Source organism: Streptomyces sp. NPDC001732, assembly GCF_053596315.1.
Genome location: NZ_JBSFFY010000070.1, coordinates 1 through 16,828 on the forward strand (window position 1 = coordinate 1; position 16,828 = coordinate 16,828).

At 69.7% G+C, this 16,828-nt stretch carries 17 protein-coding genes and 3 pseudogenes; 4 read left to right on the top strand and 16 right to left on the bottom strand.

All coding sequences use genetic code 11. From position 1 onward, the window contains the following. Positions 1–255 precede the first annotated feature (255 nt). Together ACWCXX_RS34925 and ACWCXX_RS34930 are read left to right on the top strand one after the other, a co-directional pair. A complete protein-coding gene (locus ACWCXX_RS34925) occupies positions 256–393 on the top strand; it encodes a hypothetical protein (protein ID WP_451134396.1) in 138 nt (45 codons plus the stop codon). A 52-nt stretch (positions 394–445) separates the two neighbouring features. Next, positions 446–1,298 (top strand): annotated as a pseudogene (locus ACWCXX_RS34930) (IS630 family transposase); the annotation flags it as partial. Between the two features lie 29 nt (positions 1,299–1,327). On the opposite strand, the pseudogene ACWCXX_RS34935 reads toward ACWCXX_RS34930, so the two are convergent. The 16 genes and pseudogenes from ACWCXX_RS34935 to ACWCXX_RS35010 form a co-directional block, all read right to left on the bottom strand. Next, positions 1,328–1,603, bottom strand: a pseudogene (locus ACWCXX_RS34935) (transposase); the annotation flags it as partial. 118 nt (positions 1,604–1,721) lie between these two features. After that, a pseudogene (locus tag ACWCXX_RS34940) lies at positions 1,722–2,138 on the bottom strand (transposase); the annotation flags it as partial. Positions 2,139–2,141: 3 nt separating this feature from the next. Next, positions 2,142–2,891 carry a DUF6390 family protein gene (locus tag ACWCXX_RS34945; RefSeq protein ID WP_451134398.1) on the bottom strand — a complete coding sequence of 250 codons (750 nt, stop codon included), beginning with the start codon at positions 2,889–2,891 and terminating at the stop codon, positions 2,142–2,144. Further along, entirely contained in the window at positions 2,892–3,980 is a 1,089-nt protein-coding gene (hypE, locus tag ACWCXX_RS34950) for a hydrogenase expression/formation protein HypE (protein ID WP_451134400.1), read from the bottom strand. An 8-nt stretch (positions 3,981–3,988) separates the two neighbouring features. Further along, positions 3,989–5,092, bottom strand: coding sequence for a hydrogenase formation protein HypD (gene hypD, locus ACWCXX_RS34955; RefSeq protein ID WP_451134402.1), 1,104 nt, complete (start codon positions 5,090–5,092; stop codon positions 3,989–3,991). Continuing rightward, positions 5,089–5,385, bottom strand: coding sequence for a HypC/HybG/HupF family hydrogenase formation chaperone (locus ACWCXX_RS34960; protein WP_451134404.1), 297 nt, complete (start codon positions 5,383–5,385; stop codon positions 5,089–5,091). Before ACWCXX_RS34960 ends, hypD begins: the two co-directional genes overlap by 4 nt. Before the next feature lie 57 nt (positions 5,386–5,442). Continuing rightward, a complete protein-coding gene (hypF, locus tag ACWCXX_RS34965; protein ID WP_451134406.1) occupies positions 5,443–7,995 on the bottom strand; it encodes a carbamoyltransferase HypF in 2,553 nt (850 codons plus the stop codon). Positions 7,996–8,012: 17 nt separating this feature from the next. Further along, positions 8,013–8,528, bottom strand: coding sequence for a hydrogenase maturation protease (locus ACWCXX_RS34970; RefSeq protein ID WP_451134408.1), 516 nt, complete (start codon positions 8,526–8,528; stop codon positions 8,013–8,015). Positions 8,529–8,535: 7 nt separating this feature from the next. Beyond that, entirely contained in the window at positions 8,536–8,748 is a 213-nt protein-coding gene (locus tag ACWCXX_RS34975) for a hypothetical protein (RefSeq protein WP_451134410.1), read from the bottom strand. Positions 8,749–8,783: 35 nt separating this feature from the next. Continuing rightward, a complete protein-coding gene (locus tag ACWCXX_RS34980; protein WP_451134412.1) occupies positions 8,784–8,903 on the bottom strand; it encodes a DUF6893 family small protein in 120 nt (39 codons plus the stop codon). Next, positions 8,900–10,318, bottom strand: a complete 1,419-nt coding sequence (locus tag ACWCXX_RS34985; RefSeq protein WP_451134414.1) for a hypothetical protein — start codon at positions 10,316–10,318, stop codon at positions 8,900–8,902. The genes ACWCXX_RS34980 and ACWCXX_RS34985 overlap by 4 nt, the downstream gene beginning before the upstream one ends. Then, positions 10,315–10,956 (bottom strand): DUF6084 family protein, encoded by a 642-nt coding sequence (locus ACWCXX_RS34990; RefSeq protein WP_451134416.1) that lies wholly within the window; start codon positions 10,954–10,956, stop codon positions 10,315–10,317. Before ACWCXX_RS34990 ends, ACWCXX_RS34985 begins: the two co-directional genes overlap by 4 nt. Next, entirely contained in the window at positions 10,953–11,606 is a 654-nt protein-coding gene (locus ACWCXX_RS34995; RefSeq protein ID WP_451134418.1) for a DUF5947 family protein, read from the bottom strand. Before ACWCXX_RS34995 ends, ACWCXX_RS34990 begins: the two co-directional genes overlap by 4 nt. After that, positions 11,603–12,547, bottom strand: coding sequence for a NifU family protein (locus ACWCXX_RS35000; RefSeq protein ID WP_451134420.1), 945 nt, complete (start codon positions 12,545–12,547; stop codon positions 11,603–11,605). Before ACWCXX_RS35000 ends, ACWCXX_RS34995 begins: the two co-directional genes overlap by 4 nt. Continuing rightward, complete coding sequence (locus tag ACWCXX_RS35005; RefSeq protein ID WP_451134422.1) at positions 12,547–14,340, bottom strand: nickel-dependent hydrogenase large subunit; 1,794 nt, start codon at positions 14,338–14,340, stop codon at positions 12,547–12,549. The genes ACWCXX_RS35000 and ACWCXX_RS35005 overlap by 1 nt, the downstream gene beginning before the upstream one ends. Positions 14,341–14,385: 45 nt before the next feature. Beyond that, the gene (locus ACWCXX_RS35010) at positions 14,386–15,441 is read right to left on the bottom strand and encodes an NADH-quinone oxidoreductase subunit B family protein (protein ID WP_451134424.1); all 1,056 of its coding nucleotides are present in this window, start codon (positions 15,439–15,441) and stop codon (positions 14,386–14,388) included. Positions 15,442–15,700: 259 nt separating this feature from the next. On the opposite strand from ACWCXX_RS35010, the gene ACWCXX_RS35015 reads away from it, so the two are divergent. Beyond that, positions 15,701–16,030, top strand: coding sequence for a hydrogenase maturation nickel metallochaperone HypA/HybF (locus ACWCXX_RS35015; protein ID WP_451134426.1), 330 nt, complete (start codon positions 15,701–15,703; stop codon positions 16,028–16,030). Between the two features lie 3 nt (positions 16,031–16,033). Then, positions 16,034–16,819, top strand: coding sequence for a hydrogenase nickel incorporation protein HypB (gene hypB / locus ACWCXX_RS35020; protein WP_451134428.1), 786 nt, complete (start codon positions 16,034–16,036; stop codon positions 16,817–16,819). Positions 16,820–16,828: the final 9 nt, after the last annotated feature.

Consider the following 16,828-nt stretch of genomic DNA (forward strand, 5'->3'; position numbering starts at 1 on the left):
ACGACACAACACCTCGTCCCTGCCGCCAAAACACCGCACCTACACCTGACCAGCGGAAACATACCCGCCACTCTCGGAAAGACAACGGCTTCTGAGCGGGCAGGGCGGGCAGCTCCAGGTCTGGCCCGACCGCCAGTCCTGCAGCCGGGGTGGTCGCACACCACCACACGGTCGGCGAGGCGGGGGCCTCAGCATCGTTCAGGACGGCAGCAAGGCGTCACCTGTTCCCGTGCCACCGGTATCTCAGAAGACGTCGTGCTCCACGGCGCCGTTCTGGCCGCCCAGTCCATCGCCACCCTCATTGCCGCCCACGGGGTCTTGCTGACCCCGCTCGGCTGGAGCTGGATAGTGGCCCCCGGCGACCACGTCACTGACTTCGGCTCGTCAGGGTGAACTTTCCCGAAGGCCCTGATGGACTCGGTGTGACGGCTGTCTCCGGTGGTGTGTGAGGTATGCGGATGGGGGCGGGCTGACCGCTGCGGGTCGGCTGCGCCGTGAGTCGGTGCGGATGCAGGCGGCCGAGCTGTTCGAGCAGAGGATCAAGCCGTCGGAAGTGGCACAGCGTCTGCGGGTGAGCCGGAAGTTCCACGTCTCCTGCAGCGTCTCGGGAGCGACGAGGCTGATGCACAGGCTCGGCTTCAGCCCGCAGGCCCCCGCGCGGCGGGTCGCCGAGCGGGACGAGCAGGCCGTCACTGCATGGAAGGAGGCGACCTGGGCGGAGGTAAAAGAACCCGGGCGGCCTGCGGGGGCTACATCTGCTTCGAGGACGAGGCAGGCTTCACCCGACGGCCGCCCAAAGGACGCACCTGGGGCCGGCGCGGCGTGACCCCGCAGGTGACGGTGAGCGGACGACGCCCGGGACGGCTGTCCGTGGCCGGGATGATCGCCATGCGGCCCGGCTCCCGGACCCGGCTGTGCCACCGCCTGCGCACCCACCCCTCCGGCAAGGGCAAGCGCCGCAGTATGAGCGAGCGCGACTTCATCGCACTGATCGACGGCGCCCCCAACTCGTCATGGCACCGATCGTGCTGGTCCGGCACAGCCTGAACACCCACGTCTCCCACGCCATGCGCGAGTTGACCGCCGAGTGTGCCTGGCTGACGGTGTTCCTGCTCCCCGCCTACTCGCTCGGCCTCAACCCCGTCGAGGGCGTGTGTGCCCACGTCAAACGCAGCCTGGCCAACCTCGCCGTGGTCGCCCTCGACCGACTCGAGGCCCTCGTCCGCAACCGGCTCAAGCGCCTGCAGTACCGGCCCGACACCCTCGACGGCTTCATAGAGGGCACCGGCCTGACGCTCGCCCCCCAACGTCACCCTGACCAGCCGAAGTCAGTATCCACCGGGCCGACATCGGTCAGTACGGTCTTGGACCGGGTGCCGTTGCGTGAGTTGCCGCCGTTCTTCCCCGCCGGATCCTGCTTGTCATAGCCGAGATGGTCGGTGATCTCACCCTCGAGAGCCGACTCCAGGAGCCGTTTCGTCAGCTGCTGGAGCAGTCCGCCCTCGCCGGTCGGCTGCAGGCCCTCGGCCTGAGCCCGGCCCCCCAGCTCGTCAATCAGCCGGTCGTCCACGGACTTCGCCGACGCCGCCTCAGACGGCTCCACGGGCTCGGCCTCGGGTTTATTGCCCTGGTCAAACCGTTGCAGGACTTGGAGCTCACACTGGCTCCGGTTGACGGTCGGCGGCCTCCGTTGCGGCTCTTCAAGAACTGTATGGTGCGTATCAATGGGCCCGAGACTCGCCTCCGCTACTGACCCCGCGTCCGGCCGCTCGCTGGAGCCGGCGTAGGCATATCAGGCTGCAGACCAGTTCGAGCAGCCCGTGGTGGAGATCGGCGCGTCGTTCGTAGCGGGTGCGGAGCCGTTTGAACCGGTGCAGCCAGGCGAAGGCGCGCTCGATCACCCAGCGCACCTTGCCCAGTCCGGAGCCATGGGTGACGCCGCGTCGGGCGATCAGGGGTTTGAGACCGCGCTTCCTCAGCAGGCGGCGGTATTTGGCGCGGTCGACCGGCGAGGGGCCGACGCCGGCCCTGGTTGGGACCGGTCTCTCAGCAGTGGGTTCTGAGGTACGTGGCGGGGGAGCAAGCGGGGCGCTACGGGCACGCCGACCAACTGCGTCAGGAATCGGCGGAGTCCTCGGCCATCAGCCCGGAGCGCCAAGAATGCCGATGCCCGGTCCAGAGGAAGAGAGGCCCAAGTCGGTGCGTCGGCGTTCCTCAAGCAATTCGATGCGTCGGGCCTGCTCGTCGTTGATCACATCGCACACCCAGTCCCAGTGCAGCGCCACCCGGTCGCCGGCGGAGAGCCCGTCGAGCAGCGTCAGTCCACCGGCCGAGCAGCGTACGGTCTCCTCCCGCCACGAGCCGTCGGCCAGCCCCGCCCCGTCCCAGCACAGCGGGCGCGACCGCACGGTCGCCAGGTCTCTGTCGGCGGCCACGACCACTCCCGTACGGACCCGGCACTGGTCGAGCACGGCCAGGGCGGTCGGATGACCCGTCGACCGCAGCATCGGGGCCCACGGATACACCTCGAACACCTGGAAGCTGTGATGGGCCAGGGCGCGCCGCCCGGCGTCGCGCCAGGTGCCGCCGAGCTGCCCCCGGAACCGGTCGGTCATGCGCTCCACCAGAGCGGCGGGATCGGCCCGGTCCAGCAGCTCGTTGCCGATCCAGTACGCCTCGACCACCCGCACGTCGAGCGGATCCGCCAGCCCGGCCGTCTCCGCGAGGAACTGGAGATAGCACCAGGCCCCCTCGAACTGCCGGGCCCGCCGCTCGATCTCGGCGGTCGCGTCACGGCGCAGGAGGGCCGTCGCATCGGCGGGGCCGCAGTAGCCGAGCTCGTTGGGCGGGTAGGCGTATCGCGCGAACAGCAGGGCGCCCTCGGCACTCACTCAGCAGATCCTCGGTAGTTGTTCGCCGATCGGCAGCCCGATCACCCGGCTCCCGCCCAGCCCGGTTCTCGCCACGACCATCCCGGCGTGATCCGGAACGCAGCTGCCGATCCGGCAGGCGGACCGGCCCAGCGGATGGGCCCGCATGGCGTCCAGCACCCGGTCCGTGTCCTCGGCCGGGACGATCGCGATCAGTTTGCCCTCGTTGGCCACTTGGAGCGGGTCGAGCCCGAGCAGGCTGCACGCGTCGCGCACCGCGGGCGGGACGGGAAGCAGCCGCTCGACCAGTTCGATGCCCACGTCCGAGGCGCGGGCGATCTCGTTCAGCGAAGCCGAGACGCCCCCGCGCGTGGGGTCCCGGAGCACATGGAGGTCGGTACCGGTGGCGAGCATGGCGGCGACCAGTCCGTGCAGCGCGGCGGTGTCGCTCTCCACCGTCGTACCGAATTCGAGGCCCTCCCGGCAGCTCATCACGGCCACACCGTGCACACCGATGTCGCCGCTGACGAGCACCGCGTCGCCGGGGAGCGCCCGGCGCGCATGGATCTCGACACCGGGAGGGATCACGCCGATGCCCGAGGTGTTGAGGTAGACGCCGTCACCACTGTTGTGCTCCACGACCTTCGTGTCCCCGGTGACCAGGCGTACGCCGGCGTCCTCGGCGGCCCGGCCCACGTCCTGTGCGATCCGGCCGACGTCGCTCAGCGCGGTGCCCTCCGCGAGGATGAAGGCGGTGGACAGGAACAGGGGCTTCGCACCCGACATGGCCAGGTCGTTGACCGTGCCGTTCACCGCCAGGTCACCGATCGACCCACCGGGGAAGAACATCGGCTTCACCACGAACGAGTCCGTGGAGAAGGCGAGTCGGGTGCCGGATCCCACCGTCAGCACGGCCGAGTCACCGAGGTCGGCGGCGGCAGCGGCACCGTACGCGGGCAGGAACAGGTGCTCGATCAGCTCACCGGACATCGCACCGCCGCCCCCGTGACCCATGACGACGGACGGGATGTCCCGCAGTGGTACCGGGCAGGCCCACCCCTCGAAGTCGAGGTCGGGCACGTCGTTCACGGCGGCGGTCACGTCTTGCATCGCGTCAGTCACTTCGCATCGACCAGTTCCAGGCGGCGGTGGGTGTAGTACGCGGCGCACGCCCCCTCGGACGACACCATGGTCGCGCCGAGCGGATTCCTCGGCGTGCACTCCTTGCCGAACGCCTCGCACAGATGCGGCTTGATCAGGCCCTGGAGGACTTCGCCCGAGCGGCAGAGCGACGACTCGGCGGCGTGGACGTCCGTCACGTCGAACCGCTGTTCCGCGTCGAACGCCCGGTACTTCTCGGAGAGTTTCCAGCCGCTGCGGGGAATCGCCCCGATGCCGCGCCAGGTGCGGTCGGTCACTTCGAAGACATCGGCGAGCATCTCCATGGCGGGCACGTTGCCCTCCTCGCGCACGGCCCTGGGGTAGGCGTTCTCCACCTCGTGCCGGCCCGCCTCCAGTTGGACGACGGTGCGGCGGACCCCTTCGAGGATGTCCAGCGGCTCGAAGCCGGTCACCACGATCGGAACCTTGTACTTCCGGGCCAGCGGCGGGTACTCGGCCGTCCCCATCACACTGCATACGTGGCCCGCGGCGAGGAACGCCTGCACCCGGCACGTCGAGGACTCCATGATCGCGGCGATCGCGGGCGGCACCAGTACATGGGACACCAGCAGCGAGAAGTTACGTACCCCGAACCGCTGGGCCTGGTACACCGTCATGGCGTTCGCGGGGGCGGTGGTCTCGAACCCGATCCCGAAGAAGACGACTTCGCGGTCAGGGTTCTCCCGGGCGATCTTCAGCGCGTCGAGCGGTGAGTACACCACGCGTACGTCGCCACCGGCGCTCTTGACGGCGAAGAGGTCCTGGCTGCTGCCGGGCACGCGCAGCATGTCGCCGAACGAGCAGAAGATGACGCCGGGGCGGGCGGCGATCGCCAGTGCCCGGTCGATGGTCTCCAGCGGGGTGACACAGACGGGACATCCCGGTCCGTGGATCATCTCCACACTGTCCGGGAGCAGTTGGTCGATGCCATGCCGGATGATGGAGTGGGTCTGGCCGCCGCAGACCTCCATCAGCGCCCACTTCCGGGTGGTGGCCGTGTGGATCTGGTCGATCAGCTTCTTCGCGAGACCGGGGTCACTGAACTCTTCGAGATACTTCACCGGCCGACTCCTTCGGGAGACGCACCCTGCTGGGCTGCGCGTTCGAAACCGTCTCCGAACTCCTCGGCCAGGATGCCGAGCCGCTCGAAGTCGGCAAGGGTGTCCAGAGCCGATCGTTCGTCGAGGCGCTGGATGGCGAAACCGACGTGCACGATGACGTATTCACCGACGCTCGCATCGGGGATGTACTGGAGACAGACCTCCTTGCGCACCCCGCCGAAATCGACCTCGGCCATCACCGTGCCGTCGACCTCGGCGGTACTGAGGACACGCCCCGGAACAGCCAGACACATGGTCCCTCCTCTCTGTGGATCCTTCTTGAAGTACGGCGGTACGGTCGTGCCGCAGCGTCAGCCCGATGCGGCGATCACGAGCTGGCCGAGGGCGAGCCCGCCGTCGTTCGGGGGCAGCAGACGCGGCCGCAGGACGGTGAAACCCCGTTCGACCAGGCCGCGTTGGGCCGCCTCCAGCAATACGGCGTTCTGGAAGACCCCGCCGCCCAGCACCACGGTGGACAGGCCGGTGCGCGAGTGGCAGAGGTCCGCGAGGCGGATGGCCAGAGCGGCGACGGCGGTGTGGAAGCGCGCGGCGATCAGCCCGGCCGGAACGCCGTCCCGCACATCGGACACCACGGCCCGGACGACCGGGCCCGGATCCGCGACGGCGGGTTCCTCGCTCTTCCCGGGCCGGATGCCGAAGCGGTAGCCGTCCTCCGGTGCCGAGGGGGAGGTGACCGCGGCACGGGCCAGCCCTTCCAGTTCCATGGCCGCTTCCGCCTCGTACGCCACCACGTGCCGGACGTCGGCCAGGGACGCGACCGCGTCGAAGAGCCGGCCCATGCCCGATGTGGGCACGCAGCCGAATCCGGTGGCGAACTGATGGGCCAGTACGCTGCGTTCGGCGGGCGGGCAGACGCGCACCGCGGGCATCTCGTCGTCCCAGGGGATGCCGGCCGCGTGCAGATGCGCGAGGGCCATCCGGTACGGCCGCAGCACACTCGCGTCGCCCCCGGCCAGTGGTACGTAACCCAGGTGCGCGGCCCTGCTGAACGACGCGTAGCCGGCCACCAGGACCTCGCCGCCCCAGGCCGCCCCGTCGGTGCCGTGGCCGGTGCCGTCGAAGGCGATGCCGATCACGCGCTCGTCCGCACCCAGGCCGTGCTCCGCCATCACGGACGCGATGTGCGCGTGGTGGTGCTGCACGGTGCGGACCGGCCGCCCGGCCGCATGGGCGCGAGCCCAGTCGCCGGAGCGGTAGCCGGGGTGGCGGTCGGCCACCAGCCGGGTCGGCGTCACCCCGGTGAGGTCCTCCAGGTGCTTCTCGGTCCGGGTCAGGGCGCCGATCGTGGACAGGTCGTCCATGTCGCCGATGTGCTGGCTCAGCCAGGCGTAGCGGCCCTCGGCCAGCGCACAGGTGTTCTTCAGGTCGGCTCCCACGGCGAGCGTCGGGAGCACGTCGAAGGGCAGTGCGAGCGGCAGCGGGGCGTATCCGCGTGAGCGGCGCAGCGGCAGCTCGGCACCGGCGACCCAGCGGCTGACCGAGTCGTCGCACGGCACATGGATGCGCCGGTCGTGCCGTAGCCAGGCATCGACCAGCGGTGCCAGAACGGCCAGCGCGTCGCCGTCGTCGGTGACGATCGGCTCGCCCGACAGATTGGCCGACGTCATCACCAGTGCGTCCGGGCCCGGATCGTCGTCCCCGATCCCGAAGAGCAGGACGTGCAACGGGGTGTACGGAAGGAGCAGCCCGAGGTGGGGGCTGCCGGGCGCCACCGCGTCGGACACTCCGGCCCCGGTCCCGGCGGGGTGCCGGGGCAGGAGCACGATCGGGCGGCGGCCACCGGACAGGAGCTCCTCCTCGTCCGCCGTGACGGTCACCAGCCGTCGCGCGACGTCGAGGTCAGGCACCATGACCGCGAACGGCTTGCCGCCGCGCCGCTTGCGCCGGCGCAGCTCGGTCACAGCCGCGTCGTCGCGGGCGTCGCACACCAGGTGGTACCCGCCGAGCCCCTTGACCGCGATGATCCCGCCCTGGGCGAGGAGCTTGCGGGCCGTACGCAGAGCGTCCTCGTCACGGGACAGCGAAACGCCTTCCCCGCCGACCAGTTCGAGCCGTGGTCCGCAGTCGGGACAGGCGATCGGCTGGGCGTGGAAGCGCCGGTCGCGCGGGTCCTCGTACTCCGCCCGGCAGGCCCCGCACATCTCGAAGTCCGCCATCGTGGTGGCGGCCCGGTCGTAGGGCAGGCCGGTGACGATCGTGAACCGGGGGCCGCAGTGCGTGCAGGTGATGAACGGGTGGCGGTAACGCCGGTCGGACGGATCGCGCAGCTCGTCGAGGCAGTCCCGGCAGGTGGCGATGTCGGGCGAGACCAGCGTCCTGGCCCGGTCGGACGCGGTGGAGCGCTCGATGGTGAAGCCCGTGCCGCCGCGCGTCGGCAGTTCGCTCGTACGCACGTCCTCGACGACCGCGAGCGGAGGGGCGTCGGCGCTCAGCCGGCGGCCGAACTCCGCCACGGCGTCGGCCGTTCCCTCGACCTCGGCGAGCACCCCGTCGCCGGTGTTCGTCACCGAGCCGGTGAGCAGCAGCTCCGAGGCGGTGACATAGACGAAGGGCCGGAAGCCCACGCCCTGCACGACGCCGCGCACCTCGAATCTGCGCCGGATCCGCTGCTCTCGGCCGCGGCCCATCATCTCCAGCCCCGACAGGGCCTCCTGGGCCTTCGCCCGGTCGATGCGCTCGACGGCGAAACCCATGTGGAGAAGCACCCAGTCGTCGCGACCGGGTGCCTCGTCGAGCATGCCGATATTGACGCGGCGCCTGGCGCCCTCCACGTCGACCAGAGCCAGCTGGCCCGCATACCCGTCCACGATCTCCACGACGCGGCCAGGAATGCCTAGGCACATGATCAGGATCTCCGGGGTCAGGTGGTGTTCACGGACGCGGTCGGTACCGCCGGCACGAGCTGCCGGATCAGGGTGTGCACTGCCTGCATCGCCTCGGGCACCGCGTTGTCGACGGCCTCACCGAGCCCGATGCCCTCCTCGACTCCGGCGGGTGTGCAGCCGACGAGGTAGGTGAGCGGCAGCGTACCGCCCAATTGATCCAGATTTGCCAGGACGGCAACCGGATTCATCCCGTGGCCGTCGAATTCACCCGAACCGAGGTCCTCCGCACCGATGCGGAGCACCGTCACCTCCCCGGGGGCGCCGCCCCCCGGGTACGCGTCGACCAGAATCAGCGCGTCGTACCCGTCGAGCAGGTCGTACGCGAGATGCATGCCGCGGATGCCGTAGTCCACGAGCCGGACCTGCGGGGGCATTCCGCCGTTGCGGACCATCCGGCGCACGACCTCCGGGCCGAATCCGTCGTCGCCGAGAAACAGATTGCCGATGCCCGCGACCAGCACTCGGGCGGCCGTGCCGGGTTCCTTCGCCATCCTCGGCTCAGCCGCCCCCGGACTGGAGGTCGGGCGATTCCGGGTCCTGGGCCTTCTCCGGCTGTACGGAGGTGTCGGAGCGTTCGTCCGAGGTGCCCGAGGGGCGGTCGGCCGGCCCGCCCGACGGCCGGCCCGAGCCGGTGCCGCGGGACCCCTTCGGGCCCCGTTCCTCCTGCGGCTCCTCCTGGACGTCGCTGTTCTTCTCCGGCGTGTCCGCCATGGGATGCTCCTTACTCACTTCACTCGGATCGGGATTCACATCGAACGGATGTGCAGGTAGCGGCGGATGTCGGGGATCGACCTGATCCCGACCGCCACGGCGACGAGCGCCACGGTCGCGGCCGCTCCGGCGGCGATGATGCCCAAGGTCTTCACGATCGGTTCTCCTCACGGTGCTGCGCCGTCTCCTCGGCGCTCAGGGGTGTCAGTTCGTCGGGTGCGAAGTAGAAGTAGCGGCCGTACCAGTCGTGCAGGTCGGACGCGGGGTCGTCGACGAGGACCAGGGCGATGTGCGTACCACCGTCCACGTCCGAGAGAACCGCGGTCACCCGGGCCACCTGGCCGGCGAAGAACAGATCCTGCGCGTCCGCCCGCCGGGAGGGGTGGACGCGGACCAGGCTGCCCTCGGCCACCCGGACCCCGTCGATCACGACCGCGTCGCTTCCGGGCCGTACCGAGGCATCGGCCGCCGGGTCCCACCAGGGGGCGCCCGCGGTGTCGAAGGCGGCGGGTTCCACATCCCGTACGTCCTCATTCCGGACGTCGGCCGTCGGGCCCACGGGAGCCGCGGGCTGCGGCGGGTGCGGGTCGCGCAGCAGGCCGTGCAGCTGCTGGAGATCGGCGGGCGACATGCCGTCGCACCGGTCGATGATCTCCCGGGCCCGGGGGTCGGTGGCCCTGGCCTCCGCCTTTTCCTTCTCCGTCATGGTCATCACGCGGAGGGTCAGGATCTCGTCGATCTCGGTCGAGTCGAACAGGGCGCCGGGGCTCTGCTCGGCGACCTCCGGGTAGTCGTACAGGATGATCGGCGCGCCGAGCAGGGTGTCCGTCGTCCCCTTCGGTCCGGCCAGCACGGGCCAGCACCTGCGCTGCCGGCAACGGCCGGCGGCCGCTGCCGCCCGGGAGGGCGGTTCGAGCAGCGAGACGAACTCGGCGTCGTGCGCCCGCAGCAGCAGATGCGTGCCGATCAGCGAGGACCGGATCGCGGCGTCCTTGGTGGCCGCGGGCTCCGGATGCTCGTTGCGCACCACCACCGAGAGGCGCACGTATCCGTCGTCGACGACGGCCCGCGTGCGGACCCGGACCGCCAACGGCAGCCGCCGTCGCACGATCCGGCCCACCACCACGCCCCGCGCGTCGGTCATCGGTTCGGTGTCCTCGCCGCCCGGGACCTCGTGGACGGCGTCCGTCACCTCCCCCAACGGCAGGGCGGTCAGGACGACTTCCCGTTCGACGGCCTCGTCCCAGGACATCACCGGCACCCCGTCGACGACGAGCTGCTCGATTGGTGCCTCCACCCCGTCCTCGCCCGTGCTGCGCACCTCGCGGACCTGGAGCTGGAGGAAACGCAGGTGCACGGTGACGGCGGCCGGCCCGTCGTGCGGTGCCAGCAGGCACTGCATCTCCATCTCCGGCTCCTCGCCGAAACTCGCCGCCGTGGCGTGCGGCGGGCCGAGGACCCCGAACTGCCAGCGCGAGCGGTTCTTGTGCGAGCTCGCCCGGTACGGGTACAGGAGGTACCCCTCGTACAGGACGGCGTCGGCGATCGAACGCACTTGGTCGAGACTCACAGGACCGCCTCGTCGTGCTCGGCCAGGAGGGTCCGGACCGTCTCGTCCCAGCTGATCAGCCCGTGCCGGGCCCTGAAGTCCGCGAACCGTGCCAGCACCTCGTGGTCCAGCCGGATCCACCCGGTGTTCGGGTAGTGCGCCGCCACCATGCTGCGCCACACCGCGACCGGCATCGGGTACCGGGCCTCGCAGTCCCACGGCACCTGCTCGACCCCGAAGCCCTTGCTGCCGCGGGTGAACACCGTGCCGGAGAACATCAGGGAGAGGGGCACCGAACCCTCGCCCAGGGCGTGCAGATAGCGGGAACCGATCACGTCGAAGTCGTAGGTGCAGGGCAGGGCGAGATCGACCTCGGTCACACCGCTGAACCCCTGCACGGTGGTGTCGCAGCTCATCCACTGGAACGGCTTCAAGGTGTCCGCCCAGCGGTCCCGGCCGCCGAACAGCGCCGCCAGACCGCTCTGTTCGGCCTCGTCGTAATGGCGCCGCTGCGGCTCGATGCGGACCTGGCAGTGCAGCGCGATGGCGTGGATCCGCCGCCCCGTACGCTCCTCGATCCGCAGCCGCGCGGTCAGTTGCGGAGCGGCCGCGTACGGGTCGGCGGTGATGCCGAGCACGGAGAACGCGAAGTCGTTCACGGTGCCCCGATCCCCGCGGCGGGCCGGCTGCGGTCCGCCACCCGCGCGAAGAAGCCGTCCATCGCGGCACGGGCCTCGGTGCCACCGTCGAACCCGCGCCACAGCGAGCGCAGCCGGCCCACCAACTCGTAACAGGCGTCGATCGGCACCAGATGGCACGAACCGTCGCTCTCCGCCGTACGCCGGATCAGCAGCGCCTCCACGTCCGGACGCAGCACGGCGAGCTCCGGGCTCGCCTCGACGACGGCGGCCCAGGCGTCCAGCGGCAGTTCCGACTCGGTGGCCCCGGCGGGCCCGGGATAGAACGCGACCATCCGGTCCTGGACGGAATTGCGGAACAGGAAGGCGAGCCCCACGGGAATCTGCAACTCGTCCCAGGCGCGCCCGTCCACGGTCAGCCCGGCGAAGTGCAGATAGCGGTCGGGGACCGCCCGGTAGCGCAGCTCCGCGTTCTCGTCGGTGAACAGCAGATAGCAGGCCCGGCAGCCGCACATCAGGGCGCGGCTGTCGAGGTTCACGACATGGGGGTGGCTCTCGCCGATCGGTTCCGCGCACATCTCGCAGCGCTCACCGGCAACCGGCCGCGGCCGGTTGCGTCTGAGCCGCAGCAGGGTGGAGACCGGCGAGGCGGAACGGCCGGCGGCGATCACGGCGCCACCGCCGCGGGGACCGCCACCGAGACCGCGGCACCGTCCGACAGCAGGGGCAGCGGTGCCAGATGCCCGCCGCCCTCGTCGAGGCAGACCCCGGCCCGTCGCACGTCGTAGTGCGCATGGCAGCCGATGCAGCGCAGGACCGCATCACCGGAGCCCCCGCCCAGCCGCCGTGCCAGTGTGGCGCCGTCGAACGGCCGCTCGCAGCGCGCGCACCGGTCCTCGAAGGCGAAGAGATCCGCGCCCACCCGACAGGCCACCACCGGCATCCTGCCGACACCGAACCGGGCCACGGCGCCGTTCTCCAGCCCCGACAGCTCCGGCACGACCTCCCACGAGGCACCGTCCTCGCCTGCCGTCCCGGCCCCCGCGTGCAGCCGGGCGAACAGCGAATCCACCGGCACCAGCGCCTCCGCGGCCCCGGTGTCCTCGTCGACCGTGGTCTCGACCTCGATCGAGGTGATCTCCGGCGCCGCCGCCTCCACAGCACCCTGCACGGCCAGCCTGAGTGTGACCGAGGACGACGGGCAGCCGTCACAACTGCCCAGCAGTCTCAACCGGACGGTTCCCTCGTCGGTGACGCCGAGCAACTCCACATCACCGCCGTGCGACCCCAGATACGGCCGTACGCTCTTCAGTGCCTGCTCGACCCGGGTCTCCACGCCGTATGGATGCAGCCCGTGCACCAGCAGGACGCCGGCCACCAGTTCGTCGCCGGCCAGGGCGGCCAGGACGTCGTCGTCCAGCCGCCCCTGTTCGTGCACGAGGTCGAGCAGCCGTTCCAGCCCGGCACCGTAGAAGTCGGCGACGAGCCGGACCAGTTCCTCGCTGCGCTCGCGGGCGACGGCGCCGCCCGAGCCGCTGGCGGCGATCAGGGTGTCGATGCGTTCACCGGTCGTCCGCCAGTCGGGCGTGGCCCTGGACTCCTCCCGCGCCATCACTCACTGCCCGCGGACTGGGTGGGGGAGTGCAGGAGTTCCAGCTTCTTGCCCTCGCCGAGATACATGTGCACACCGCAGGGCAGACAGGGGTCGAAGCTGCGCACCGTGCGCATGATGTCGATGCCCTTGAAGCTCTCCCGGTCGTTCTCCTCGAAGATCGGCTGGCCCTGCACGGCGTCCTCATAGGGGCCGGGCGTGCCGTACGTGTCACGGGGGCTCGCGTTCCACGGAGTGGGCGGGTACGGGTGGTAGTTGGCGATCTTGCCGTCCCGGATCACCATGTGGTGGGAGAGGACACCGCGGACCGCCTCGCTGAACCCGCAGCCCACGCCCTCCTCGGGCACCTCGAACTTCTCCCAGGTCTTGGTGTTCCCGGAGCGGATCTCCGCGAGAGCCTGCTCCGCGAAGTGAAGCGCGCAGGCGGCCGCGTAGGCCTGGAAATAGCTGCGCGCCCGGTTGCGCTCGATGGTGTTGCTCCACTTCGGGACGTGCCACTCCAGCTCCACCGGCCCCTTGAGAGCGGTCTTGGGGAGGTTGATCTTGACGCTGTGGCCGGTGGCCTGGACGTAGCCGATGTCGACCAGACCGGCCAGCGCGGTGGTCCACAGCCGGGCGAGCGGCCCTCCGCCCGTGTCGAGCGCCAGGTAGTCCTTGCCGTCGAACCACCGCGGTGACATCACCCAGCTGTACTTGTCGCCCAGGTCCCGCTTCTGCGGCTGCGGGTTGGTGTGCTGGTTCCAGGGGTGGCGCCGGTCCACCGGATTGCCGAGAGGGTCGTGGGAAACAAAGGTCTCCTGCTCGTCCCAGTCGTTGTAGTACGACGAACCGAGCAGGATCCGGATGCCGAGGTTGATCTTCACCAGGTCGGTGGTGACCAGCTTCCCGTCGACGACGACACCGGGGGTGACGTACATCTTCCGGCCCCAGTCGGTCATGTCCTTGTACTCGAAGTTGCAGTGCTCCGGGTCCTGGAAGGAGCCCCAGCAGCCCAGCAGGATGCGCCGGTTGCCGACTTGTTCGTACCCCGGCAGGGCTTCGTAGAAGAAGTCGAAGAGATCGTCGTGCATCGGCACGACCTTCTTCATGAACTCGACGTACCGCTGGAGGCGTGTGATGTAGTCCGTCATCAGCTGGATGGTCGCCACAGTGCCGACCCCGCCGGGATAGAGCGTGGAGGGGTGGACGTGCCGGCCCTCCATCAGGCAGAACATCTCCCGGGTCATCCGGCTGACCTGGAGCGCTTCACGGTAGAACTCGCCGGTGAACGGGTTCAGCGATCGCATGATGTCGCCGATCGTCCTGTATCCGTGCGCGTCGGCGTGCGGGGAGGGGGTGCGGTTGGCCTGTTCCAGCACCCCGGGGTTGGTCTCCGCGACCATCTTCTCGCAGTAGTCGACCCCGACCAGGTTCTCCTGGAAGATGTTGTGGTCGAACATGTACTCTGCGGCCTCGCCGAGGTTCACGATCCATTCGCCGAGGTGCGGCGGCTTCACTCCGTACGCCATGTTCTGCGTGTAACAGGAACAGGTGGCGTGGTTGTCACCGCAGATTCCGCAGATGCGACTCGTGATGAAGTGCGCGTCCCGCGGGTCCTTTCCCTTCATGAAGACCGAATAGCCCCGGAAGATTGAGCTGGTGCTGTGGCACTCGGCGACCACCTTCTGCTTGAAGTCGATCTTCGTGTAGATACCCAGACTGCCGACGATCCGGGTAATGGGATCCCACGCCATCTCGACCAGGTCGTTCTTGCCCTGGCCGCCTCCGGCACCTTTGTGCTGCGTCGCGGTCATTGGCCGCCTCTTCTTTCTGTCCATTGCGGTGGTGTACGTGGTCGCTCACCAGGTGCGTGTGGCGCCGGTCGTGAGTTTCCCGCCGGGCTTACGCCATTTCGGTTCGCGGTCCAGGGTGTGGGTGGTGAGGTGGCGCAGCCGCCGCATCGTCGCCCCGTACGGCCCGACCGCGTTGGTCGAGAGCTTTCCTCCGGGGGGCTCGTCCATGAACGGCATGAACTTGTCCGGGAAGCCGGGCATGGTGCAGCCGATGCAGATGCCGCCGACGTTGGGGCAGCCGCCGATGCCGTTCATCCAGCCGCGCTTGGGCACGTTGCACTTGACCGCGGGGCCCCAGCAGCCCAGCTTGACGATGCACTTCGGCGAGCCGTACTCCGTCGCGAAGTCGGCCTGCTCGTAGTACCCGGCCCGGTCGCAGCCCTCGTGGACCGTCGCCCCGAACAGCCACGTCGGCCGCAGCGCGTCGTCGAGCGGGATCATCGGGGCCTGGTCGGTGGCCATGTAGAGCAGGTAGGTGAGCGTCTCCGAGAGGTTGTCCGGCTGGATCGGGCACCCGGGGACGCACACGATCGGGATGCCGGCTTTGGACTTCCAGTCCCAGCCCAGGTAGTCGGGAACCCCCATTGCACCGGTCGGGTTGCCCGCCATGGCGTGGATGCCGCCGTACGTCGCACAGGTGCCGGCCGCGACGACCGCGGTCGCCTTCGGAGCCAGCCGGTCGAGCCACTCGCTGGTCGTCATGGGCTGGCCCGTGGCGGGATCGTTGCCGAACCCGCACCAGTAACCTTCGTCGTGCAACCGCTCGTTCGGAATGGAGCCCTCGACCACAAGAACAAACGGTTCAAGTTCTCCGCGATCGGCTTTGAAGAACCATTCGAGAAAATCGTCGGCGCCGCCGTTCGGACCGCACTCGAAATCGATGAGCGGCCAGTGGACGGCGACCTGCGGAAGTCCCGGCAGGGCGCCGAGCGCGATTTCCTCGATGCTCGGCTGCGTGGCGGCGGTCAGGGAGACGGAATCGCCGTCGCAGCTCAGGCCTGCGTTGATCCACAGCACATGGATCAGTGTGTCCTCCGCCTTTACCGCTTCTTCTGTCGGCATGGCAGTGCCGCCTTTCAGAATGACGGCCTACCGGCCATCGGCCCCCACAGGTGGGTATGCGCACATTGCTACCATCACGCCTCGATTCGCGGGCACCGGCAACAGGGGAATTCGCCGTCCCGCCGCGTCACCGGGGCCCGAATGACGGCATACGGTGGGCCGCTCGGGTGGTCCGGGCGGGGGACCGGTCCTGTCGGGCGGTGCCACGGTCCTCCCGTGGCCCTACGGTCGGAGCCACCCGCGGAAGGTCGAGGCACCGGTGCACGAGCTGGCCATCACACAGAGCGTCGTCGATTCGGTGTGCGAACGCGCCGGGGGGCGTTCGGTCCGGTCGGTCCGCATCCGCGTCGGCGTGCTCACGGCCGTGGTGCCCGACTCGATGCGGTTCTGCTTCGGCCTGGTTACGGAGGGAACGGCCGCTGAGGGCGCGCAGTTGGAGATCGACCAGCCGCCCGGCGCCGGCCGCTGCCGCACCTGTGCCGTCGAATTCACCTTGACCGACCTGATTCTGCTGTGTCCCTGCGGCAGCGCGGATGTGGAGATCACATCGGGACGGGAACTGCAGATCGTTTCCATGGAAGTGGGCTGAACCATGTGCGGTACCTGCGGCTGTGCCGAGGAGGCCGGTGGGACCAGGATCGTGATGCTGCGGGAGGATGGTGCACCGGAGCACGGTCATCCGCATCCGGACCCGCACCCTCATCCGCACGAGCGTCGTCAGCCGAGTGGAGCCGGTGAGACCGTCACCATCGAGCAGAAGGTACTCGCCAAGAACGACCTGCTCGCGGAGCGCAACCGGACGTGGATGACCGACCGCGGCGTGGTGGCCGTGAACATGATGAGCTCGCCGGGCGCAGGCAAGACAACCCTGCTGGAACGCGCCGTCACCGACCTCGGCGGCCGTCGGCCGGTGGCCGTCATCGAGGGCGATCAGGAGACGAGGCTCGACGCCGACCGGATCAGGCGTACGGGCTGCGCCGTGGTGCAGGTGAACACAGGGGCGGGGTGCCACCTCGACGCGGAGATGATGTGGGATGCCCTCACGGCGCTGTCCCCGGCCGAGGGGTCGCTGCTCATGGTGGAGAACGTCGGAAACCTGGTGTGCCCCGCCCTGTTCGACCTCGGGGAGCGCAGCAAGGTCGTGATCATCTCGGTCACCGAGGGCACGGACAAGCCGCTGAAGTACCCGTACATGTTCGCCGCTGCCGACCTGATCCTGATCAACAAGTCCGATCTGCTGTCCCATGTCGACTTCGACGTCGAGCAGTGCGCGCAGCACGCGCGCTCGGTGAACCCGGACGTGCGCGTGCTGACGGTCTCCGCGGCCACCGGGGAGGGGCTGGCGCACTGGTACGACTGGCTGGCGGAGCAGCGGTAGCCGCTCCGC